Annotated in this window: 19 protein-coding genes; 13 read left to right on the top strand and 6 right to left on the bottom strand. The window is 33.0% G+C overall.

What is annotated here, in order from left to right:
• Positions 1-93: 93 nt before the first annotated feature.
• Positions 94-339 (top strand): hypothetical protein, encoded by a 246-nt coding sequence (locus tag KMW28_RS16210; RefSeq protein ID WP_066204515.1) that lies wholly within the window; start codon positions 94-96, stop codon positions 337-339.
• A 118-nt stretch (positions 340-457) separates the two neighbouring features.
• Here KMW28_RS16210 and KMW28_RS16205 read toward each other — a convergent pair whose 3' ends face one another.
• The 3 genes from KMW28_RS16205 to purD form a co-directional block, all read right to left on the bottom strand.
• Entirely contained in the window at positions 458-3694 is a 3237-nt protein-coding gene (locus tag KMW28_RS16205; protein ID WP_169662727.1) for a WG repeat-containing protein, read from the bottom strand.
• 125 nt (positions 3695-3819) lie between these two features.
• The gene (locus KMW28_RS16200; RefSeq protein ID WP_169662726.1) at positions 3820-4938 is read right to left on the bottom strand and encodes a 5-(carboxyamino)imidazole ribonucleotide synthase; all 1119 of its coding nucleotides are present in this window, start codon (positions 4936-4938) and stop codon (positions 3820-3822) included.
• 64 nt (positions 4939-5002) lie between these two features.
• Positions 5003-6274, bottom strand: coding sequence for a phosphoribosylamine--glycine ligase (purD, locus tag KMW28_RS16195; RefSeq protein ID WP_169662725.1), 1272 nt, complete (start codon positions 6272-6274; stop codon positions 5003-5005).
• A gap of 145 nt (positions 6275-6419) precedes the next feature.
• Here purD and KMW28_RS16190 point away from each other — a divergent pair, with 145 nt between their 5' ends.
• From KMW28_RS16190 to KMW28_RS16170, 5 genes are all read left to right on the top strand, one after another.
• Positions 6420-7304 carry a DUF5675 family protein gene (locus KMW28_RS16190; RefSeq protein ID WP_169662724.1) on the top strand — a complete coding sequence of 295 codons (885 nt, stop codon included), beginning with the start codon at positions 6420-6422 and terminating at the stop codon, positions 7302-7304.
• 891 nt (positions 7305-8195) lie between these two features.
• Positions 8196-8549 (top strand): hypothetical protein, encoded by a 354-nt coding sequence (locus KMW28_RS16185; RefSeq protein ID WP_066204537.1) that lies wholly within the window; start codon positions 8196-8198, stop codon positions 8547-8549.
• Positions 8550-8922: 373 nt separating this feature from the next.
• The gene (locus tag KMW28_RS16180; RefSeq protein WP_066204541.1) at positions 8923-9252 is read left to right on the top strand and encodes a hypothetical protein; all 330 of its coding nucleotides are present in this window, start codon (positions 8923-8925) and stop codon (positions 9250-9252) included.
• Positions 9253-9471: 219 nt separating this feature from the next.
• Entirely contained in the window at positions 9472-10458 is a 987-nt protein-coding gene (locus KMW28_RS16175) for an outer membrane beta-barrel protein (RefSeq protein WP_169662723.1), read from the top strand.
• A 141-nt stretch (positions 10459-10599) separates the two neighbouring features.
• Entirely contained in the window at positions 10600-11256 is a 657-nt protein-coding gene (locus KMW28_RS16170) for a phosphatidylserine decarboxylase family protein (RefSeq protein ID WP_066204548.1), read from the top strand.
• A 47-nt stretch (positions 11257-11303) separates the two neighbouring features.
• Here KMW28_RS16170 and KMW28_RS16165 read toward each other — a convergent pair whose 3' ends face one another.
• The 3 genes from KMW28_RS16165 to KMW28_RS16155 all read right to left on the bottom strand — a co-directional run bounded on the left by KMW28_RS16165 (position 11304) and on the right by KMW28_RS16155 (position 12815).
• Positions 11304-12074 (bottom strand): MBL fold metallo-hydrolase, encoded by a 771-nt coding sequence (locus KMW28_RS16165; protein WP_066204551.1) that lies wholly within the window; start codon positions 12072-12074, stop codon positions 11304-11306.
• Between the two features lie 4 nt (positions 12075-12078).
• Positions 12079-12369, bottom strand: coding sequence for a hypothetical protein (locus KMW28_RS16160; RefSeq protein WP_066204554.1), 291 nt, complete (start codon positions 12367-12369; stop codon positions 12079-12081).
• A 71-nt stretch (positions 12370-12440) separates the two neighbouring features.
• Positions 12441-12815, bottom strand: a complete 375-nt coding sequence (locus KMW28_RS16155) for a response regulator (protein WP_066204556.1) — start codon at positions 12813-12815, stop codon at positions 12441-12443.
• Between the two features lie 205 nt (positions 12816-13020).
• On the opposite strand from KMW28_RS16155, the gene KMW28_RS16150 reads away from it, so the two are divergent.
• The 7 genes from KMW28_RS16150 (at position 13021) to ftsZ (ending at position 23227) form a co-directional block, all read left to right on the top strand.
• Complete coding sequence (locus KMW28_RS16150) at positions 13021-13530, top strand: DUF6702 family protein (RefSeq protein ID WP_169662722.1); 510 nt, start codon at positions 13021-13023, stop codon at positions 13528-13530.
• A 135-nt stretch (positions 13531-13665) separates the two neighbouring features.
• Positions 13666-16611, top strand: coding sequence for a T9SS type B sorting domain-containing protein (locus KMW28_RS16145; RefSeq protein ID WP_169662721.1), 2946 nt, complete (start codon positions 13666-13668; stop codon positions 16609-16611).
• A 254-nt stretch (positions 16612-16865) separates the two neighbouring features.
• The gene (murG, locus tag KMW28_RS16140) at positions 16866-17984 is read left to right on the top strand and encodes an undecaprenyldiphospho-muramoylpentapeptide beta-N-acetylglucosaminyltransferase (protein WP_169662720.1); all 1119 of its coding nucleotides are present in this window, start codon (positions 16866-16868) and stop codon (positions 17982-17984) included.
• Position 17985: 1 nt separating this feature from the next.
• Positions 17986-19365: a UDP-N-acetylmuramate--L-alanine ligase gene (gene murC, locus KMW28_RS16135; protein WP_169662719.1), complete on the top strand. Its 1380-nt coding sequence runs from the start codon at positions 17986-17988 to the stop codon at positions 19363-19365.
• On the top strand, positions 19362-20138 hold the full coding sequence (locus KMW28_RS16130) for a cell division protein FtsQ/DivIB (RefSeq protein ID WP_169662718.1): 777 nt from the start codon (positions 19362-19364) through the stop codon (positions 20136-20138). Before murC ends, KMW28_RS16130 begins: the two co-directional genes overlap by 4 nt.
• Before the next feature lie 138 nt (positions 20139-20276).
• Positions 20277-21629: a cell division protein FtsA gene (ftsA, locus tag KMW28_RS16125; RefSeq protein WP_066204573.1), complete on the top strand. Its 1353-nt coding sequence runs from the start codon at positions 20277-20279 to the stop codon at positions 21627-21629.
• Positions 21630-21820: 191 nt separating this feature from the next.
• Positions 21821-23227 carry a cell division protein FtsZ gene (gene ftsZ, locus KMW28_RS16120; protein WP_066204575.1) on the top strand — a complete coding sequence of 469 codons (1407 nt, stop codon included), beginning with the start codon at positions 21821-21823 and terminating at the stop codon, positions 23225-23227.
• Positions 23228-23420 lie beyond the last annotated feature (193 nt).

Genomic DNA, 23420 nt, shown 5'->3' with positions numbered 1-23420 from the left:
AAAGACTAGGTCTTAGTACCTAGTCGTCCTACAAGCTTTTATCGAATACAATTTAGTAAACTTACATAAGTCAATAACCTAACTAATACTACCATGTCCACAGAAAAGAAAATTTCGAAATTTCTAGTAGGCCTCTGTTTGAATACAGGAGGCTCGTTTCAAGATGTAGCCAAAAATTTAGGCATTTGTGCAACAACAGATGAAATTGAAGCACTTGTAAACAGAATGCATCACAAAGGATTAATTAAAGATGTAAAATCTGAAGGTTATAAAACCAAAGCATCTTTAACTAACAAAGGTATTGAACAAGCTCAATCTTTAATGGAGTGGGCTGTTTAACAAAGTGAAAAGAACAACAACAGAAAAGCTGCTTTATTAAGTTATAAAGCAGCTTTTTCTTTTATTGAATCTTGATGAATGATCATCAAATTCTAGTTTATGTCTTAAATCCTAATTCTTATTTTAGATAATTACTATTTCCTTTATCGAAAAGTATCACACCACCGAAAGATGGAACCATGCTGCCCATAACAGCTTCTTCGGTAAGTAATTCTCCATCAAAGCTGACGATTTTCTCCAACATATTTGTTTGAATGATAAAGGAATCATCTTCTTCTAAATAAATCACTTTACTAAAGTTGATGTTATTTAAAGGAGCTCCATCAATACCTATCATTCTCCATGTTCCTTCTATCTTTTTCTCAAAACCCATATCTTGAGACACATCCCCAGTCATAGAAACGACTCTTCTTTTATTTCCATACTCTGAGATATATAACTCCATATCTCGTTTTGTGAACATTTTCTTTACCGTAGTTTTGTTGATTTTCCTTGTTAGCTCCCATTTTTCTCCAGTTTTGACAAAAGCAATACCGGCTTTATTAAATACGGTTACGTCATCAAACTTTTTGGAGTACAAAGCCAATCCATTAAAGAAGATATGCTTTTTATAACCAATACCTTTAACGATACCTTTACCATTTTTTGTTTTCTGAAGATGTTCCTCATCAATTAATTGACCTATTTCTTTCCCCTCCTTATTAATAAGGGTATGATGGTTTACCTCTGTGATATCACCTTTGAAATCTTCTGCTTGAGAATATTTTGTCGGAAGAACTAATTTTCCATTTAGATCAATAAATCCCCATTTATTTTTGATGTTCACCGCCGCAAAACCAGAAGAAAAGCTTTTGGCTTTATTGTATTGAGCATTTATTACCCATTTCCCTTTCTTATTAATATAGCCATACTTCCTATCTTTTGCGGTTTTACCATCTTTTTGGGCGAACGCTAATCCTTCTTTAAATGGACCAATTTTCTTGAATTCAAATTTTGATAAGGCTTTGCCGTTTGTATCAACTATCCCTCTCAATTTTGATTTTCCCTTCTTAGAAACAATAGCATAATCTTCACCGATAATATGATATGTAAATTCGGCTAGTTCGTTTATATCATCAGTCTTTTCTGAAGGAGGGAGAGTAGATGATTCCCAACTACCGTCTGCTTTTATTTTATATACCTGATTTTGTCGATCAATGTATTTTACTTTGTTTGTTCCACTTAAGGGTGCTGAATTTTGATGAGTAAACTCTGATAAAGTATCACCTTCAGATGAAATAATTCCCCATAAATTATCTTTTTGGGCTATAAAATGAGTGCTATCTAATGGGAATATTTTTTGATATACGAATGGACTTTTTCTGTTTCCTTCAAAATCAATTAATCCTTTTTTACGACCAAAACCTGCAATAGTTACCCCACTGCTATCTTCCCAAATTTTTATGAAATCATCCGATAAATAATCATATTCTTCAGTTAGTAATTCATTTCCATTGTAGTCAACCGCATTATATACATTTCCAGGTTTTACAACAATACCACCACCTTTATGAATTGACCATGCGTTAACAAAGTTCTCAGCTTTTATGTATTCAGTAGGTAAAACGACTTCACCATGATAATTAACATAACCAATTTTCTGATCTTTCCTTAACATGGCAATTCCTTCTTTTTTCTCCCATATTTTATCAAACCCTAGTATTTCCTGATAAACAGGGGGGAGGATGATATTCCCATTTTCATCTGCATAACCTTCATACTGATAACCAATGAGTGTTTTTCTATCGATAGGATCATATTTCGGTTTACGCTGCAAACGAGCAATTGAGTTATGGTATGGATGCATTTCATCTACTGGTATTTTAGGTTGGAAAGCCCATTTTCCTGTTTTTAAAAAACGTCCCCATTTACCATTCTGCTTGATGTTGGCACCTTTATCGTCTAAATATATTTTTTCGTATTTACATTGAAGAATAAAGCGGCCATTTTTATCAATAATTCCCCATTTTCCTAAACTACCATTTCCTTTTTTAATTGTGTACCAATTATCATATAGCTTAGAAAAACCATTGTACTCTATTGGAATCACTATTTTTCCTTCTGTATCTATAATACCATACGATTGATTTTTTCTAACGATAGCTTGTCCATCTTTAAAATCAGAAATCACACTATAGATAGGAGGAATAATCACTTCAGCATGTTCGTTAATTACTCCGTATTTCCCACTTTTTGTTTGGAACCATGCTCTTTGATTATAGAAGTTGCCCATGTTTTTAATACCATAATCATTACCATTGTCATTGATTTGTCGTTTTACAGTTCCTTCTATATTCACAAGACCATCCCATAAGGTATCAATCGTTATACGAGCCCAATCGGAATAATTGTAATCGTCAAGAACTATATTCTTAAATGTATTTTTATACAATGGTCTTCCTTTCTTCTGATCAATTAGATAAAAGGCGTTCTTCCCTTCACTTTCTTCTCTTCTAGCAATTGTTAATTCTGATTTTTGATCTTCTAGAACATAAAAAAACGAAGCAGCATTTAATATGACTTTTCCAGTTGGAGCGACTAAATATTTATCACCAAGAATATCCACCCAAACAGGAACACTCAGATTAGCAGCTTTAACTTTTTGAGCTTCCGATTTTAAATAAAGTTGTTTTTGATAATTCAGTAAATCACTTTTTTTATTAAATGATTTTTCTTCCTGAATACTACCATCTTTATCAAGAACATAGACCGCTTTTAAAGGGCCACCTTTTATGCTACCTACTAAATGGTTTTCATCTAAAAAGTCTAGACTTTTATATTTTGGAGCAACTTGTTCCTCACCTTTACTATTTAGAAATCCAAATTGGTGATTATCGTGAGTGATGAAGATATGTTGTTGTTTTTCTATATTTTGATATTTAGGAGGAAAAATTTCTTTTCCATCAGCAGATAAAATCCCTTCTTTATTATGATGATGAATCCTAAGAAATGGAAACAAAGGAGAAATACTTTGATAAGGTTTTACTGATAATGTTTGATGGTTTTTATTGACTAAAAAGGCTCCTTTTTCATTCCAAGTAACAAAAAGGTCATCTTCTAAATATTCTATTCTTTGATAAACAATTGGAAAAATTTCTTTTCCATTTTCTGATAATAGCCCCAAAAGATTGTTTTTACCAACCCTAAAATAAGTGAAGTTATGTAGAGGAGTGGCACATTGATAGTTTGCTTCTACTACGATGTTGTTATTTTGGTCTATGATACCCCACTTTCCATCTTTTACAAATGGTAAGTGCTGCTGTCCTATGCTGATTAACGGTAAAAAAAGAAGAAAAAATGATATTCTATAAGACATGATTATTGATTTAATGACCTTATCAAAAGGTAGAAAATCATGCCAAAAAAAAGGGTCTTTAGTAAAACTCGAACTTTAGTTCAAGGTTTTACCAAAGACCCTTTTCTATGATGGAAAAGTATTGCCTAAGCAATCACTTTAAAGTTCTTTTTAACAGCATCGACTTTCTCAAAAAGTTCTTCTTTTGTTGGGGCAACAATAGTAATGTGTCCCATTTTTCTTTCTGGTTTAGTCATGTGCTTTTCGTAAAGGTGAATATACACTCCAGAAAGTTGAAGCACTTCATTAAGGCCTTCGTACTTTGCTACTCCTGTATATCCTTTTTCACCTAAAACATTTACCATAGCAGAAGCTGATCTTCTTGATGTATCTCCTAAAGGTAAATTTAAGATAGCACGAATATGCTGGTCAAATTGAGAAGTTAGGTTTCCTTCAATAGTTTGATGACCACTATTGTGAGTTCTAGGTGCTATTTCGTTAACAATAACATTCCCTTCTTTGTCCACAAAAAATTCAATAGCCAATAAACCAATAAAGTTCATTTTTGTAACTAAAGATGTTGCAATCTCTTTGGCTTTTTGTTCTACCTCATCAGAAATAGTAGCTGGAGATAACAAATAGTCAACTAAGTTACTTTCGTGATACACTACCTCTACGGCTGGAAAAGTACTGATTTCCCCATTTTCATTTCTTGCAGCGATAATGGCAATTTCTTTATCGATATCAACCATTTTTTCTAGAAGTGATGGAGCCTCAAATCCTTTTGAAAAGTCTTCTTCGGTTTTCATCACCTGAACGCCACGACCATCGTAACCACCTTTACCCACTTTCATGACTGCCGGAAGCATATTCTTATGGTTGTTTAATTCATCAATAGAATCAATTAGCACAAAAGGTGAGGTTGGAATATCGTTATCGATATAAAATTGCTTTTGTACCCTTTTGTCCTGAATCATTTTAATATGATCTGGCTTAGGGTAAACAGTTAAACCTTGTTTTTCTAGGTCAAATAAAGCATCTGTATTTACATTTTCGATTTCGATGGTTAACACATCAATATCTTTTGCAAATTCCATTACCGTGTCGTAGTCGTTTAAAGAACCTACAACAAATTCATGAGCAGTAGCTTTGCAGGGTGCATTTGGATCAGGATCCAAAGTTTTCACTTGAATGTTCAGGTTCATTGCCGATTGGATCATCATACGTCCCAATTGACCACCACCTAAAACGCCCACCTTTTTCATAGAGTTTGTATAAATTAATTGAGCCACCCAGACAATCTAGATGGCTCTATTTAAAATCAAATGATTAAAGATCAAAACCAATGTCTGATCGGAAATATTTTTTATCGAACTGAACGGTTTCTGCAGCTTTGAACGATTTAGCAAGAGCAGATTTCATATCAGGGCCTTTACCTGTTAATGCAATTACTCTACCTCCATTCGTCACTACTTCGCCTAGTTCACTAAATGTCGTTCCAGCATGGAAAGCTGTAACATCTTCCAATTTATCTAGATCAGTAATTTCTTTGCCATTTTGGTAAGCTTCAGGATATCCACCAGAAACACACATAACCGTTGTTGCAAAACCGTCTTCAAATTCAATTGAAGCTTCATCTAATCTACCTTGACCAGCAAGATCAAGAATTTCAAGAAGGTCAGATTTTACTCTTGGGATAACTACTTCCGTTTCCGGATCACCCATTCTAGCATTGTATTCAATGACGAATGGCTTACCATCCACTTTAATTAGACCAAAGAAAATGAAACCAACATAGTCGATTCCATCTTTTGCCAAACCATCAATAGTAGGCTTAACAATAGTTTCATCGATTTCTTTCATGAAAGCGTCATCAGCAAATGGAACGGGAGAGATAGCACCCATACCACCAGTATTCAAGCCAGTATCACCTTCTCCAATTCTTTTGTAATCTTTAGCTTCTGGTAAAGTGATGTAGTTTTTACCATCAGTAATTACAAAAACAGAAAGTTCGATACCATCTAAGAACTGCTCTACAAGCACAGATTTACTTGCTTCGCCAAATTGGCCGCTAAGCATTTCTTTAAGGCTTTTCTTAGCTTCTTCTAGAGAATCGATAATAAGTACACCTTTACCTGCAGCCAAACCATCCGCTTTAAGAACGAAAGGAGGTTTTTGCATTTCTAAGAATACGTAACCGCTTTCAATAGTTTCTAAAGTAAATGTTTTTGATGCTCCTGCAGGAATGTTATGGCGTACCATAAATTTCTTAGAGTAATCTTTGCTACCTTCTAATAATGCACCTGCCTTTTTAGGACCAATAACCTTTACATGCTTAAGTGCATCATCGTTTGCAAAATAATCTGCCACACCTTCAACTAATGGTGCTTCAGGACCTACGATAAGCATATCGATGCCCTCGTTTAGTACAAACTGAGCCAATTTTGGGAAATCGGTCACAGAAATATTAATATTTTGAGCAATATCTGCCGTACCAGCGTTTCCTGGTGCTGCATAAAGTTTTGTAAGCTTATCACTTTGGGCGATTTTCCACGCTAATGTGTGCTCTCTGCCTCCGGAGCCAAGAATGAGTACTTTCATCTCTTGATTATTGTTGAAGTTATGTCGGAATAATTTATGCAAATATGCAAAAAATATCCTTAAAGAGGGTAGAGGATTCTTTATAATTATTGACTTATCTATTAAGAATTAATAAGTTGTAGTAACCAAACCTTAACTATTTAAAATGAAAGCTATTATTACTCGCACAAATTATCATCCTTTACAAACTACAGGTCATTTTCAGTTACTGGATAATGACGGGGTAGAAATATTTTGCTGTGATACTTTAGAACTGCCTTGGAAAGAGAATAAGAACCGTATATCATGTATACCGTTAGGTCATTATAAGGCAACATTTAGAACAATTGGTGCATATGCTAATCGTTCTTTTCATATTCAAGAACTAGATGGAGGCGAGGTAAAAGGTAGATCACATATTTTAATTCATTCAGGCAACTTTTTTACTGATACCAAAGGATGTGTTCTCTTAGGGAGAGGATATGCAGACATTTCACTTAAAAAAAGAAATATTGAGCAGGACAATGTACTGGACCTACTTAATTCTGGAAACACCATTAGTGAGTTAATAGGTTTAACATGTGATTTTACCTTAGAAATAGTCAGCTCTCAGGAAGAAAAAATAAGTGATGAAACCGCTGAATTAAGTATTAAAGACAAAGATTTTGTTAGAGTTAATGTGAAGTCCACCCTGAATTTAAGGTCAGAACCATCTACTCAAAGTAGTATTATAAAAAGGTTACAAAACGATACCTTATTAGAGGTAATAGGAATAAAAGGAGAATGGGCTGAGGTGAAAAGTGTGGGTGTAGAAGGTTGGGTTTCTATACGCTATATCGATCAATTTGATGATAAAGGACAAGTAAATGTTGAGAATGGGTATCTTAATATCAGAGCTGAAGGAGATATTAATGCTTCAAAAGTAATTGAAGATGGGTTACTTACGGGTGAAGAAGTGAGGGTGATATCTAAAAATAAGGATTGGTTGAAAGTTGTTGCAAGGGAGTTTTCTGGTTTTGTACATAACGAGTATCTGAAAAAAGAAATTTAGTATTTCAATAGGTAAACATTGTATTTTTAGATGAATTGTAAATAAGTATAAATAAAGATTTGTTTAAGTGTAAAAAAAATACTTATTTGATTTTAGAACATTATAACAATGTAAAAAAGATATAAACATGTACTACTCTGTACATTAAAAATATTCGATTAGTTGGAAGTTTGTTTGTTAGTTTAGTTTTAGTGAAAAGAACTTGTGAAATTCATAGGTTCTTTTTTTTATAAAAAAATACACTTAACTATTTGATTATCAGTAGTAAATTTATATATTGTAATACCTTAACTCAATAAAAGACAATTATCTTAAAAATAACACCATGCTTTCAATGAACTCTACACAATTAAATAAATCAAACCGTGTCAAAATTAAATACTTCAGATCCTTCAAGAATAAGACGTCAGTCGAAGAGAAAAAGGATCTCTCACCATCACGTCTTAGAACATTGATATATGAACTCTATGTACAATTAAAATCCAGCAATCCTAATGTTACACTAATTGATTGTATAGACATTTTATCTAATCGTTATGCTTTGTCTTCTGAAGCTCTATTAGTTAGAATAAGCAGATAGTATAATTAGTGGTAATTATAGGATTATTTTGATATTACATGGTTCTTTTTAGGTTGAGATACCTTGTTTCTTCTCCTAAAAGGAACTTTTTTTTCGAAACAAAATTAGTTCAATCATGTTTATATAATTAGCTTATTTTCAGTTTTTGATATAAGTATATAAAGTTTATTATATGACTATTTCTAGATACATCTCTATTTTAGGCCTATGTAGTTGTACATTAGAAATATTTAGATGTATTTGTGAATAAGTTCAAAAATTGAAATATAGTAGGAACTTAATTATTCGCCACTCTTAAATCATATGCTGCCATGGTTACGTATTTTCAAATTACATTAGAAGGAGAATTGAAATATTCTGATATCGTTACTCCAATATTTTTAGTAGTTTCAAATCGAAACAGCCAACTAAAATTTGATTTGGATACGAATGGCGAGATTCTTTCAAAAAGCGAATATGAAACGCTACTAGACTCAGGTAAAAATCAATACGCTGATTCTAGAATCTACGAAACTTTCCTACAATTAAGGGATCAAGGTGTAGATGCAATGTTACAAGATTATATTGATGAATTAATTGGTGAATTCGAATCTGAATTTATCATTAACAAATTAATCGATTTAGGCATTTTTGAAGAAGAACAATCTTTAAGAAATGCATCATAAAATTGTCACCCAATTTACTATCATTATAAAATACTCATAATAAAAAATTAGTTGAAAGTTTGTTTGTTAGTTTAGTATAAAAGAGCCCATATTTTTATGGGCTCTTTTATTATTTATATTTTCTATCTTCTTTAGATTTAATCTAAATTTATTGTATTCAAACGGCTATATATATACTAATATTGTAAATAAGGTTATTTCTAGTTGTATTTATAGTAGAAAATCAATATGTGAATATTTAAAGATAATGTTGCACTTTATTTGATTCGAGTGAAATTTATTAATCGAAAATTTGTGTAAACTTGTGTTAATGCATTCATTTGTAAATGTAATATTTACAAGTATTTAATAACCTATCCTACAAAGCCTACCTATGAAAATAAAATTTAACTTCGAATTCATACAAAATGATAACACTAAACAAGGAGTTCTTATAATAAATAAAACGATTGGAAAACAACCTATTTATGATATCAGATCTAATTCTGAAGTGAATATCACTTTGCTAAACGAGGTAGTGAAGTTATATACTGAATCAAGAGTTTATGAGATTTTTACAAGTGCTAGAAGGAACAATGATATACTTACTTGTGAAGAATATAAAAAAATATTAATCCATGAGGTACCTGAAAATATAATTTCAAGCGTACTTCAAGAAATGAAGTATTGCATTCATCAAGATGAATATCAGCAAGCTTCATAAGATATTATTTAGTTGAAAGTTTGTTTGTTAGTTTAGTTTAAGAAGGAAAGAGTGTTCGATTTTCGAGTACTCTTTTTGTTTTTTTTGTACCTAAGATTGTATCTTTTGATAATATTTTAAATTTCTGTTCATTATATTTGAAGCCTTGAAAATTTTGCACAGAAGTTGCAAGAGATAATGACAGACTATTCTAAAATTATTCAATCTCATAAAGTATAGATGTTCGATAGCTTAAAAAATATTAAGTTCTTATTCCTTTTTGCCCTCTTGATGTGTGCGCAGCAATCCTATGCACAATATTCGAAATGGAAAGTAGGTTTTAGTGCGAACTCTCAACTGATGTACTTTAATTCTAAGATTGATCAGTCACAAGCCTCTACTAGTCCTATACAAGAATACAATCTTCCAAATCCAGGATGGGGGTATGGTTTTACTCTAAGTACCGATTTTCAGGTTATCGATGGTTTAATGGTGGGAGGTAGCTTTGGGTTTTCAAAATTCGATAGTGATTTAGATAAGTATCAACAAGTTTCCAATGCACGATCAGAGATGAGGACTTACTCTCTCTATGGAGATTTATATATTTTAAAATTCATTCCTAATTACTTTTTACCTCATATCAAAGAAAATTTCTTTGTGAGGTTATCTCCTTTAATGCACAAAGGATTAACAGAGTATCAATACATGGAATTGTCCAATGGAGGTTCTGGAGGTAATGTCACAGGTATAAAAAACAATGGGGAATTCACCTCTTTTGGTTTGTTGTTTGGTGTTGGCTACACTCAATATGTTTCAGATAAGTTTAGTGTATCAACAATGTTAAATATGGACTATTCATTTGGTTCTTATAAAGAAGTTATTAATAACTATTCTACTTCAGAAGTGAGTGAATTAAAGTCCAACATGTTTTTGGCAAGACTTAATGCTGAGGTAAAAATTGCTTACGATATAAAACAAAAACTTCCTTTATGTCCAATAGAATCTTGTGGTGTCCAACAAGAACATACCCATGCAGTTTTAGGTGGAGCTAGAGTTAGAGGAAATAAATACAAACACAGACAGAATCAAAAGTATGGCGATAAGCATAGAGGACAAGTAGATAAAACGAAAAGAAAGAAAACAAAAACAGAAAGACAGCAGGAACGTATTCAGCGTAAAGAAAAGAGAAATAGAAAGAGAATTCGTATCATTGGTGCTGGACATTAATAAAATTTTAGAAAAGTAAATCTTAACATATACGCCAAAAACATTATTTTTGTCAAAAAAATAGATTATTCCTAAATAACTTCATTCAAATTTGAAAGATGATGATTATATTTCGGAAAATTTGGTATATCTAAACACAACATGACTATACATAAAGAAGGACATTCCTTACTGATCACTTTGTTGATCGTTTTTTTTGTCTTAAATGCAGCATTATTTTATTTCATTCCTGAAGCAAAAGTAATTCAAGGGATATCTATCACCGTAAGTGTTATTTTCTTCTTATTAATTCTTCAATTCTTTAGAAACCCTAGAAGAACAATTCCCCAAGGAGAAAATTTAGTAATAGCTCCAGCAGACGGAAAAGTAGTTGTGATTGAGCAAACGCAGGAAGATGAGTATTTCAAAGATGAAAGAATTCAAATTTCAATATTCATGTCTCCTGTAAATGTACATTTAAGTAGGAATCCAATTTCAGGTGTAATTAAGTTTTTTAAATATCATCCTGGTAAATTCTTAGTAGCTTGGCATCCAAAATCTAGTACTGATAACGAAAGAACGACTTTAGTGTCAGAAAATTCAAATGGTGTTCAAGTATTGTATAGACAAATCGCAGGTGCCTTAGCAAGACGTATCAGATGGTATGTGAATGAAGGAGATGAAGTGAAACAAGGAGAGGAATTTGGATTTATCAAATTTGGCTCTCGAATCGATGTTTATTTACCATTAAATGCTAAAATAAACGTTGAATTAGATCAGAAAACACGAGGTGGAGAAACTGTTATCGCCACATTGTAATCAAGGTATTATTAAAAAGCCATCATATTTTAATATGATGGCTTTTTTTATAGTTCAAGAACTAAACCGTCTTCTGATAAAAATACATTTTCTGGTAGGTCCTTTTGAACATCGGCATGCAGTCCCATTTTATGTCCGATATGGGTAATGTATGCTTTTTTAGGCTTTAACTCTTTAATTACTTCCTTGGCTTCATCTAATGTGAAATGAGATATATGCTTTTCCTTTTGAAGGGCATTAATAACAAGAATATCTAAACCTTTTAATTGATCCATTTGATCAGCTTCTATTCTGTTGGCATCTGTGATGTAAGCAAAGTTTTTGATTCTATACCCAAGAACCGGTAGCTTGTAATGATACACTTCGATAGGTAAAATGTCTGTTTTACCTACTTTAAATGTTTTGTTTTTTTCTAAAGTGTTTAAATTAACAGAAGGTACTCCCGGATATTTTTCTTTGGCGAAGATATAACTGAATTCTTGTTTTAATTGATCAAAAACAGGTGCAGTAGCAAATAATTCGATAGGTTTCATGCCATTTAAAAAATAAAACCCTCGAATATCATCCATTCCTGCAGTATGATCTTTGTGCTGATGAGTAAACAATAAACCATCTAGTTGAGTAATTCGCTCTCGAAGCACTTGTTGCCTGAAATCTGTACCAGAATCGATAATAATACTCTCGTTATTATCAGTTTGTATATGTATACTACTCCTTAGTCGTTTGTTTCTGTAATCTAAAGATGTGCAGACTTCACATTGACAACCAATAATAGGTATTCCTTGGGAAGTTCCAGTTCCTAAAAATGTTATTCTCATTCGCTTATATAGAAAAGTCGTTCTCCACTACTTGTTGATATAACTCAACATTTTTCTCGCTTAAATTTGAAAGATCAATATTGATTTCTTTTAAAATATCCATCATGGATTGAATCTTTCCTTCCTGACTATAATACTTATTTATGATGGCTACTTTGGCATTCTTTATCAAACAGTAACCGGACTTGAAGCTACCTTTCTCATACCTTAAATGATAATCTGTTTCGGTAAATAAGTCTTCTAGTTTGTTCTGTAAATGTTTAGTAGGCTTTAATGTACTTTTAGATTTGGACATATAAAAAACTGAATAAATTACACTAGTTGGTAATTTATTCAGTTTCTTATTGATATCAAATAGAAGTTATCTTAATTATTGGTGACTTTGTTGACAACATTTACCAAGTTGTCAAAATTTAATGGCTTTGGTAGGTATTCATTAATGCCTACTTCCTTGAAGTCATCCATTGAATAATTTTTTGCATTACCTGTAATAGCTACAATAGGAATATTCTTCTTCTTGTCATCATCAAGGCCTCTAATTTTTTGAGCACACTCCATGCCATCCATAACAGGCATATTGATGTCTAGAAGAATTGCATCGTAATCTCCTTTGGCTAATTTATCTAGGACTTGTTGTCCGTTTTTTACAGAAATTATTTCGTAATTTTGAAATTGTAGTACTTTGCGTGTAATGTTTTGGATTACAGAACTGTCTTCTGCAACTAATATTTTTTTTCCCATTTGCTTAAAATAGTTTCAGATTGATTACAGAATATGTTGAATTTTGTATTACTTCAACTTTTCGTAGTGGTTTTCTATTATAATTCTACAAACATTAACTGAAAAATAAAAATTATAATATAATAAATCAGTTAATCTCAGAGAATCCAAAGCCTAAGTACGGAATAAGTCAAATAATAGTTGAATTTTTAATAAAGTTCCATCAATGCGTTTCAAAATTTTATCCCTTTTATTATTCCTATCTTTAGGACTCACTTCGTTTTTTCATCCAATACATTTATCGGTATCAGAAGTTAATTTTAATCAGGAATCTAAATCTATAGAAATATCGTCAAAAGTATTTATAGATGATTTGGAAGACGGAATTGTTAATATTGGAGGGCCGCAGCTTCATTTATTTACAGAAAATGAAGTGGAAGATAGTGACCAATGGATAAAAAAATATTTTGATAAAAACATAAAGATTAAAATCAACGATAAAGATGTTGCTTTTTCGTGGGTGGGGAGAGAAACGGATCAGAAAAGAGATATTCAGGCGGTATGGGTGTATTTGGAGGTCTCAGGAATTCGAAAAGTGAAAAATATGGAACTTGAAAATACCTTATTGTACGATGTGCATGAAGATCAAAGAAATATGTTACATTTAAAATGTAACGACACAAAAAAAAGCTGGCTATTCGATTTAAAGAAATCTATTGAAACAATTCAATGGTAAAAGTTGATTAATCCTTAAAATGATTTTATATTAAATAAATAAACTAGAAATAAAATACTGATGATTGCTTTGTATGTAATTTAATCCATTAGTTTTTATTACAACGTTAGCTCATTTACTCTCAAAAGATTTTCTATGAGACCGCAAACATATAAACTATTAAGAACCTTACTCTTATTAACTCTTGTATTTATAGTAGGTTTAACAGACGCACTTGCTACACATATTCGTGCAGGTGACCTTACCATGAGAAGAAAACCTAATGGTGGGGAAAGAGAATATATCATCACTGTTATACTTTATAGAGATGTCAATGGTGTGCCTGCCGGTGAAGGTTTAATTGATTTTGGCGATGGAACAGAACCTATTTTTGTTCAAGCTAATAATTTAAATCCTGGTGATTACACTGAAGATGGAGAGACACAGATCTTAATTTATCAAGCTGAACACAATTTTCCATCTAACGGAACATATAAAATAAGCTATTTCGAAAGAAATAGAAATCAAGGTGTTCGAAATATGGATATTTCATCCGAAACACCATTTTTTATACAATCAGAATTTTTGATTAATCCTGTTTTAGGTCTTAATAGTTCTCCTGTATTATTAATTCCCCCAGTGATCAAAGGGGCAATTGGTCAACGATTTGTCCATAATGCAGGAGCTTTTGATGTAGACGGTGATAGCTTATCCTATCGTTTGACGGTTTGTTTGCAAGGAAGAGATACTCCTGTTCAAAACTATAGATTTCCGGACGATCCAAATGAAGAATGGTCTAAGGTGACTGAACAATGTGAAGAACCTGCTGATTTTAGAATTGATGAAATTACAGGTGATTTGATTTGGGATGCTCCTTTTGTTGCAGGACAGTACAATGTGGCCTTTTTTGTAGAGGAATGGAGAAATGGAATTTTAATTGGTTCTGTGAATCGTGATATGCAAGTGATTATTGACGATATCGTCAATTTAAGACCCATTATTGAAGCGCCTGCTGATACCTGTGTAGTTGCAGGAGATCCAATATTAAAACAAGTATTTGCTTATGATCAATCCAATGCTCCTTGTTACAATACAGATTCAACATTAGATTGGGGGCCTCATAGAGTGTCTTTAAGAATCGCTCAGAAAAGTGATGCTGTACCTATTTCTCCTTATTCCGAAATGGATTTCAATGTTGTGAATGGCGGAGTAAACGATTCTGAAGCAACTGGTGCATTCTCTTGGACGCCTCAATGTTCAGATGTTCGTCAAGAACCTTATAAAGTAACTTTTAGAGCATTAGATCATCCTAATTCTAGAAATCAACAATTAGGTACTTTAGAAAATTGGCATATTAGAGTATTAGGGCCACCTCCAACAGGGCTTGTTGCTACTCCTCCGAATTCTACTGAAATAACCAATAGAGATATTAAAGTGACTTTAAATTGGGATGCTTATAATTGTGAGGGTGCCGATAAAATAAGAATTTACCGTAAAAAGGGTTCCATTGATTTCAACCCTGAATGTGAAACAGGTTTACCGGCATGGACAGGATATGAATTTGTGGATGAGGTAGATGCTAATGCGACTTCCTTTGTGGATAGGACTGTTCAACAAGGAGCGAATTATTGCTATAGAATTTATGCTACTTTTGGTCGTCCACAAGGAGGAGAAAGTGTTGCTTCCAATGAAGATTGTGCTTTTATACCTGATGGAGCATATATGGTCCAAGTAGATGTTGAAGAAACTAGTGAGGATAATGGAAAGATGAATCTTCGTTGGACAGTTCCTCAAGACTTAACACCAGGTAAAGTGCCTTTCTATAATGTTTATAGAGGTGAAGGAAACGAAAGATTAGATGATAGTGAATATCAAAAAATTAATTCGTCTTTAATTGCAGGGCAGGATACCACTTTGATGGACATTCTTATCAATACAGATGAAACGCAATTCCATTATTTAGTGGAGCTTTTAGAAGGTACCAATACCTCTGATGCTGTAGCTTTTGATACTACTTTACTGGCATCAAGTACTCGATTAAGAAGTAATCCAGCTCTTGATTATATTGATTTGATATGGGAAGCAAATGTAGGTTGGAATTTAACACCTGATACTGTTGAGGTAGGAGCTAATAAAGTGGCTGTTTATCATAAAATATATCGTAAAATTGAAGGGGATGAAACAAATTTCAGTTTATACGATAGTGTATTTGTACATACGGAAGGTTTACGTTACAGAGATAATGGAAAACCAGATGCTCCTTTAGACGATAAAAAATTATATACTTATTACATCGAGACCATAGGCTCTTTCGAAGTTCCAGAAATCGCGGAACCACTAATCAACCGTTCTCAAGAACTAACGGTAGAACTACTAGATACTATACCTCCTTGTCCTCCAACTCTTCAATTAACTAATTATGAAGAAGGGATAAGAATGGATAGTTGCTTGATAGAGCCATTTAAAGATGGAGATAAACTCTGTAATAAAGATCGTTTTTCTGTTCAGTTAGTATGGAGAAATATGATTGGTGCTGATTGTGATGATGATATAGTGAAATACAATATTTATTATAGTAGAAGAGCTTCCTTCTCTAAAAATGAATTTGGTGCTCCTATTGCAACAATTGATCATCCTATTGGAGTTCCATTAACTTCTCCAGTATCTTATTTAATTGATAATAGAGAATATGTGGAAGGATCTTATGCCGTTGCAGCAGTCGATGATTCTGGCAATGAAAGTATTTTAAGTAATGTAATCATACAAGATAATTGTGTGTATTATGAATTGCCAAATGCATTTACACCAAATGGCGATAATTATAATGATACTTTTATTCCAATGCGTTGTCCTAGATTTGTTGAGGGTATAGAATTTACTGTTATCAATAGGTATGGAGCGAATGTTTATTCTTACAAGTCCGTAGAAAATGATGCTGACATTGAGATAAACTGGGATGGAAAAGATAATAATGGTAACGAATTAGAACCTGGTAATTATTATTATAAGGGAACCTTGAAAACTTATCGTTTAAAAGCTGAGGATGAAAAGGTAGAGATAAAGGGAAGCTTTGTGATAATAAAAGGAAATTCATCTCAATAAAATTGATATAAATTATAAAAATGAAGGTCATCTTAAGGGAGAATATCTCTTAGGATGACCTTTATTTTTTGTTCTCAAAAAACTATCATTACTTGATGAGTACCCTTGAATTTGAAATTTGAACAGGTATTCATTTAAATACTCCTTTAATACCAAAGATTCTCCTAATATTTTTCGCTTAACTCAAATTATTATAATAAATAAACAATCATTTTTTTTAATTTTGTTCTTCCTTGAATTATAAACTAATCAACATGAAACTAAAGGTAATTATTAGTGGTGGAGGTACCGGAGGACATATTTATCCTGCAATAGCGATAGCGAATGCTTTAAAGGCTTCTAATAGCGATGTAGATATTCTGTTTGTAGGTGCTGAAGGTAGAATGGAGATGGATAAAGTTCCTGAAGCAGGTTACGAAATTGTTGGTTTACCTATTAGTGGTATTCAAAGAAGATTGACATTAGAAAACCTGAAATTTCCTTTTAAATTAATCAAAAGTTTGTGGAAAGCAGGTGAGTTGATTTCTTCTTTCAAGCCTAATGTTGTCATTGGTGTAGGTGGTTATGCTAGTGGTCCAATAATGTGGATAGCACAGAATAGAAAAATACCTACTGTAATTCAAGAGCAAAATGGATATGCAGGATTAACCAATAAAATTCTAGGAGGTAAAGCAGAGAAAATTTGTGTAGCCTACCCTAATATGGAATATTACTTTCCCAAAAGAGTGATAGAATTTACGGGTAATCCAGTACGTCAAGATATTGTAGATCTATCTTCCCAAAAAGAGGAAGGATATAAACAATGGGGCTTCTCTTCTGATAAGCCAGTTTTATTTGTTTTTGGAGGATCATTGGGTGCTTTAACACTAAATGAATCCATGGCAAATGGAGTAGATAAATTACTTGAAGCAGGTGTTCAAATCATTTGGCAAACGGGTAAATATTATCACAAAAGATATCATCAAAAATTTGGTGGAAGAGAAAAAGAAGGTTTACATGTTGTTGCTTTCATTAAGGAAATGGAAAAAGTATATGCCATTTCAAATGTGGTAGTAGGTAGATCAGGTGCCTTATCAATTTCTGAATTGTGTTTGGCAGGGTTACCAACTATTCTTGTTCCATCACCTAATGTCGCAGAAGATCATCAAACTAAAAATGCTATGGCGTTGGTAAATGAAGGAGCGGCGATTTTAGTAAAAGATGTAGATGCGAGAGCGCAACTAATAGATGAAGTTTTGGCTTTAATTAACGATAAGGAAAAACAGGCATCATTAAGTCAATCTATTTTAAAATTAGGGAAACCTAATGCAGCTAATGATATCGCTACTCAAGTGATTAATGTAGCAGAAAGACACTATAAAAAGTTTAATTAGAATGTTACCACCGTATATATATTTTTTAGGAATAGGAGGGATAGGAATGAGTGCATTGGCAAGATGGTTCAATGCAAATAACATAAAGGTGAGTGGTTATGATAAAACAGCAACTGATCTAACAAAGCGTTTGGTTTCTGAAGGTATCACTGTTCATTATGATGATTCGATAGAGGATCTTCCTCAAGAATTATTAGCCTACAATAAGAAAGATGTTTTAGTGGTATACACACCTGCAATACCAAATACCCATCAAGCTAAAAACTATTTGATAGAGCAAGGATATACCTTGAAAAAAAGAGCTGAAGTTTTGGGTATGATCACTCAATCTAGTTTTACAGTAGGTATAGCAGGAACACATGGTAAGACGACTACTTCATCCATGTTATCACATATCCTTACTCATGCCGGGAAAAACTGTTCTGCATTTTTAGGTGGTATATCAACCAACTACAATACCAATATGCTTTTAGGTGATAGTAACCGAGAAGATCATATTGTAGTTGTCGAAGCAGATGAATTTGATCGCTCGTTTTTACAACTATCACCAAACATTATTGGAGTGACAAGTTGTGAAGCAGATCATTTGGATATTTATGGTGACGAAGCCTCAGTTTTTGAATCTTTCCAAGAATTTATCAATAAATTACCTGAAGACGGGAAATTATTTTTAGAGGCTAAAATTGATAAATTAAGTGGACAAAAAGGAGTTACTCAATTTAACTATGGTTTAACTTCTGGAAATACTTTTGCTCATCATTTAGAGATAAAAGATGGAAAATTTATTTTTGATGCCACTTTCCAAAATGGTGTAGAAATTAAAGAAATTAATTTATCTCTTCCGGGTTTTCATAATGTTGAAAATGCTTTGTTAGCGATGTCAATAGCTCTTGAAGTTAGCTTAACTCCAGAAGAGGTGAAAGAAGGTATTACGACCTACAAAGGTGTAAAGAGAAGATTTGAAAAGTGGGTAGATACTGAAAATAAAGTATATGTAGATGATTATGCACATCACCCTACAGAAATTACTACTTTTATAAAGTCATTAAAAGCCCTGTATCCAGAAGAAAAAGTAACGGTTATCTTTCAACCACATTTGTATTCCAGAACATCTGATTTTGCAGATGGCTTTGGAAAAAGTTTATCATTAGCAGATGAAGTATGGTTATTGCCATTATACCCTGCAAGAGAAGAATTTGTGGAAGGAGTAAATTCCGAAATGTTAATGGGTAAAATCTTACATGATCAAAAAAAGATTGTGGAAGATGATCAATTACTCAACGAAATTCACGAATTTAAGGGTAGAGTTATAGCCACTGTTGGTGCAGGGAATATCGATCGTTTCACTTCGCAAATTGCAGACATACTTACTTCAAAATGAGTAGAATTAATACATTAAAGCATTTTTTAAATCAAAAAGGAGTAGTAAGCTTACTATTAGTTATTGTACTGATGCTTGTTTCTATTGTTTTTGCATTTACACATTCTGCAGAACAATCTGAAGGAGAGCTTATTATTAACGTTTCTAACTTTAATGCGCCACGCTTTGTGGAAGATACTGAAGTAAAAGATGCTATATCTAAAATGAATTTGGATAAAGCAGGGGTGAAGATCAATTCTATAAAAGATATTGAACAAAAATTGAATGAAATTCAGTTTGTGAGAGAAGCCCAAGTGTCTAAGGATATCAAAAATAATTTAGTAATTGATATCGAACAAGATAGACCTATTGCAAGGGTAATTACTCCATCAGGAAAATCAACATATATCAATCAAGATGGCAAACTGATTGGGCTATCAAAAAAATATTCTGCTCGAGTTGTATTAATCACTGGAAAAGGTGCTGAGAAGCTATTGGATAAAAAGTTTTTAAAGGAAACAGCTTATGGAACTAGCTTTTTGGAATTTGTTAATACACTAAGTAATGATCGATTTTGGAATGCTCAAATTACCCAATTAGAGATACAACCTAATATGGATATAGTAGCTTACCCACAAGTAGGAAAAGAGAGAATAGAATTTGGTTTGCCTACAGGTTATACCAAAAAACTGGGTAAGCTAAAATTATACTATAATTCAATTGTAGCCAATAAGGGTTGGAATGTTTATAGGAATATAAAATTGCAATATGAGGGACAAATTGTTTGTAATTGATTAATTTACAATTTGAAATATTTGCTTTTTTAGGAACATATTTAGAAATTTTGTTCCTTAAAACGAATTTTTTAATGAGTAACTCCTCCAAAATATAGATTAAACCCGCAACGTTACTTGTCAAAATACACTTTGAATATGGAAGAAAAGATTATAGTAGGGCTAGATATAGGAACGACTAAGGTGTGTGCCGTAGTTGGTAGAATGAACGAACATAATCAGTTGGAGATATTAGGCCTTGGTCATGCAGCTTCTGAAGGAGTTCGTGATGGAACGGTTAGTAATATTGCTAAAACTACTGAAGCGATAGATCAGGCAATTACAGATGCAGAGAATGATTCCAATATTGAAATAAATGTTGTGAATGTCGGTGTGGCAGGTAAGCATATCAAAAGTTTTAGACAACATGGTAGTATTACTCTTCCTCATCAGGAAGATGAAATATCTGTAACAGATGTGGAAAGATTAACGAATGATATGTACCGTGTGATTACAGAACCTGGTACAGAAATTATTCATGTTCTTCCTTTACATTATACTGTAGATAGCGAGGAAAAGATAAAAGATCCTGTAGGAATGGCTGGAGTAAAATTGGAAGCAGATTTCCATATTGTTACTGCAAACAGCAATTCTATTCGAAATATTACAAAATGTATTGAGAGAAGTAACTTAGAAAACGATCAAATGATGTTGGAACCTCTAGCATCAAGTATGGCCGTACTTTCTGAGGAGGAAAAAGAAGCAGGTGTTGCAATTATCGATATTGGAGGAGGAACAACTGATATTGCAATATTCTATGATGGTATTATCAGACACACAGCGGTAATTCCATTTGGAGGAGATATCATCACTTCTGATATCAAACAAGGTTGTGCAGTAATGCAAAACCAAGCAGAATTATTAAAAGTGAAATTTGGACAGTCTATGGCTGCCAATACAAAAGATTCTGATGTAGTAGAAATTCCTGGAATCAATAATAGGACACCAAAAGAGGTATCAATTAAAAATCTTGCTTACATCATCGAAGCGAGAATGGAAGAAATTATTGATCTTATTTCTGCCGAATTGAAAGATTCTGGTTATATGGACAAATTAGCTGGAGGTTTAGTATTAACTGGTGGAGGAGCCAAACTAAGAAATCTTCAACATCTATTTGAATATAAAATTGGATTGGATACTCGTATTGGATATCCTATCGAATTCCTTGGTAAATCTCATGGTTCTGATAGAGTAAAAGATCCAAAGTTTGCTACAGCATTAGGATTGGCTTTGGCTGGTTTTAAATCTATTGATGAAAGAGATAAAAACCGTCCAAGAAGCATTTATCAACAGCCAATTCAACAAGAAGAAAAGAAGAGAATCTCTCAAGATAAATCAAAAGTAGTCGAACCAACAAGCCCTCGTGGAAAGAACATTTTTTCTGACTTTTTACAAAAAGCGAAAGATTTGTTGATCGATGACTACGATGATGATGAAGATTATAAAGATTAAATTGGATTTTTTCAATACTCTTAGGACTAAGTACTAAAATTATGTAATTTCATATCAAGGAATTGTAATTTTTTAGAGATTGTTCTAAGAATAGTATAATCTTTCGATTATTGCTATTAATTTAGCAGTAATTATTTGTAATAGAATTTACGACCTTTTGTAAGGTCTTTAAGAATAAATTTTTTGAGTCTATGACTGAAACGAGCTACGAGTTTGATATGTCTAGCAACCCTGCTGCTAACAAAATTATCAAAGTGGTTGGTGTTGGTGGAGGAGGCGGTAATGCTGTCCGACACATGTACGAACTTGGAATTCACGATGTGGATTTCTTTATCGCTAATACTGATAAGCAGGCTTTAGAATCTAGTCCTGTTCCTAATAAAGTACAATTAGGCCTTGAGTTAACTGACGGCCTCGGTGCAGGTGCAAAACCTGAAATCGGAAGAGAGTCTGCATTAGAAACTAAGGATGAAATCAAGCAATTTTTATCGAATGGTACTAAAATGGTATTTATCACAGCCGGTATGGGTGGTGGTACAGGTACTGGTGCTGCTCCGGTAATTGCTGAGATTGCTCGTAGTTTAGGTATTCTAACTGTTGGTATTGTTACAATGCCTTTCAGGTTTGAAGGAAAACCTAAAGAAAGACGTGCCTTAACAGGTATCGAAGAATTAAAAGAACACTGTGATACAGTATTGGTTATTTTGAACGAGAAACTGAAAGAAGTTTACGGTCGTTCATCTATGCGTGAAGCATTCTCTCAAGCAGATAATGTTTTAGCAAGAGCTGCAAAATCAATTGCAGAAATCATTACTGTTGATGCATATATCAACGTCGATTTCGAAGACGTTAATACTGTAATGAGAGAAGCAGGTACAGCTGTTATGGGCTCATCAATTGAATCGGGCGAAGACCGTGCAATTAGAGCAACTGAACAAGCAATCGCCTCTCCATTATTGAATAACACTGATATTACTAATGCTAAATACATCTTATTATCATTAGTAGTAAGCGATTATGACGATCTTGACATGGCTGAATTGGAGCAAGTAACAACTTACATCCAAGACAGAGCAGGTGAAGAAGCTGAAGTAATCTTCGGTGTTGCAAAAGATGAGTCTTTAGGTGATGCTATCAGCGTTACTGTTATTGCGACAGGTTTCGAAACTGATAACGAGTTACCTAAGGGTGATTTTTTTAACAAAGGGGAGTCTGGCTTAGGTAGAAAAATAAATACACCTAATGTAACTAAGCCTGAACCAGTAAAAGTAGAGGTTGAAGCACCTCAAGTTGTTGAAGATTCTCCTGAAGTGAAAGCTGAGGAAGAAATTTCGGCGGCTCCCCAAACAAGTGAAGTTCAAGAAGAAAGAACAAAAACAGTTTATTCTTTAGAGGATGATTACGATGCTCCTACTCCTGAAATTAAAAAATCAGAAAACGAAGAAGCATTAGAAACTCCATTTGAAGGTCGATTATCTAGTTATAAGAAAATTGACTCGATGAAAGATATCTCAAGTGAAGAACTGAAAGATCTTAGAGATGTTCCAGCTTATTTGAGAAGAGGAGTGAAATTGAATTCATCAAAAGAAGAAGAATAAAACACTATAGTTTTATAAATTAAAAAAGGTCGAAGATTTAAGTCTTCGACCTTTTTTGTGTTTTATATACCCTTGTAGAGGAGAGGTTATATTATGTTTCGTCTCTGGCATATTCAGAGGGGTTGCACCCCTCCTTGTGTAAGAGAGGTGAATGATATTCCTTATTCGAAATGAATATCAATGTTTTAGATAC

The sequence above is a fragment of the Flammeovirga yaeyamensis genome, from assembly GCF_018736045.1.
Taxonomy (GTDB): Bacteria; Bacteroidota; Bacteroidia; order Cytophagales; family Flammeovirgaceae; genus Flammeovirga; species Flammeovirga yaeyamensis.
Note: the sequence above shows the minus strand (reverse complement) of the source record. Positions and strands in the feature narration are given on the sequence as shown.

Coding starts and splice junctions, on each gene's coding strand:
- KMW28_RS16210 (WP_066204515.1), top strand. CDS start 94: ATGTCCACAGAAAAGAAAATTTCGAAATTTCTAGTAGGCCTCTGTTTG.
- KMW28_RS16205 (WP_169662727.1), bottom strand. CDS start 3,694: ATGTCTTATAGAATATCATTTTTTCTTCTTTTTTTACCGTTAATCAGC.
- KMW28_RS16200 (WP_169662726.1), bottom strand. CDS start 4,938: ATGAAAAAGGTGGGCGTTTTAGGTGGTGGTCAATTGGGACGTATGATG.
- purD (WP_169662725.1), bottom strand. CDS start 6,274: ATGAAAGTACTCATTCTTGGCTCCGGAGGCAGAGAGCACACATTAGCG.
- KMW28_RS16190 (WP_169662724.1), top strand. CDS start 6,420: ATGAAAGCTATTATTACTCGCACAAATTATCATCCTTTACAAACTACA.
- KMW28_RS16185 (WP_066204537.1), top strand. CDS start 8,196: ATGGTTACGTATTTTCAAATTACATTAGAAGGAGAATTGAAATATTCT.
- KMW28_RS16180 (WP_066204541.1), top strand. CDS start 8,923: ATGAAAATAAAATTTAACTTCGAATTCATACAAAATGATAACACTAAA.
- KMW28_RS16175 (WP_169662723.1), top strand. CDS start 9,472: ATGTTCGATAGCTTAAAAAATATTAAGTTCTTATTCCTTTTTGCCCTC.
- KMW28_RS16170 (WP_066204548.1), top strand. CDS start 10,600: ATGACTATACATAAAGAAGGACATTCCTTACTGATCACTTTGTTGATC.
- KMW28_RS16165 (WP_066204551.1), bottom strand. CDS start 12,074: ATGAGAATAACATTTTTAGGAACTGGAACTTCCCAAGGAATACCTATT.
- KMW28_RS16160 (WP_066204554.1), bottom strand. CDS start 12,369: ATGTCCAAATCTAAAAGTACATTAAAGCCTACTAAACATTTACAGAAC.
- KMW28_RS16155 (WP_066204556.1), bottom strand. CDS start 12,815: ATGGGAAAAAAAATATTAGTTGCAGAAGACAGTTCTGTAATCCAAAAC.
- KMW28_RS16150 (WP_169662722.1), top strand. CDS start 13,021: ATGCGTTTCAAAATTTTATCCCTTTTATTATTCCTATCTTTAGGACTC.
- KMW28_RS16145 (WP_169662721.1), top strand. CDS start 13,666: ATGAGACCGCAAACATATAAACTATTAAGAACCTTACTCTTATTAACT.
- murG (WP_169662720.1), top strand. CDS start 16,866: ATGAAACTAAAGGTAATTATTAGTGGTGGAGGTACCGGAGGACATATT.
- murC (WP_169662719.1), top strand. CDS start 17,986: ATGTTACCACCGTATATATATTTTTTAGGAATAGGAGGGATAGGAATG.
- KMW28_RS16130 (WP_169662718.1), top strand. CDS start 19,362: ATGAGTAGAATTAATACATTAAAGCATTTTTTAAATCAAAAAGGAGTA.
- ftsA (WP_066204573.1), top strand. CDS start 20,277: ATGGAAGAAAAGATTATAGTAGGGCTAGATATAGGAACGACTAAGGTG.
- ftsZ (WP_066204575.1), top strand. CDS start 21,821: ATGACTGAAACGAGCTACGAGTTTGATATGTCTAGCAACCCTGCTGCT.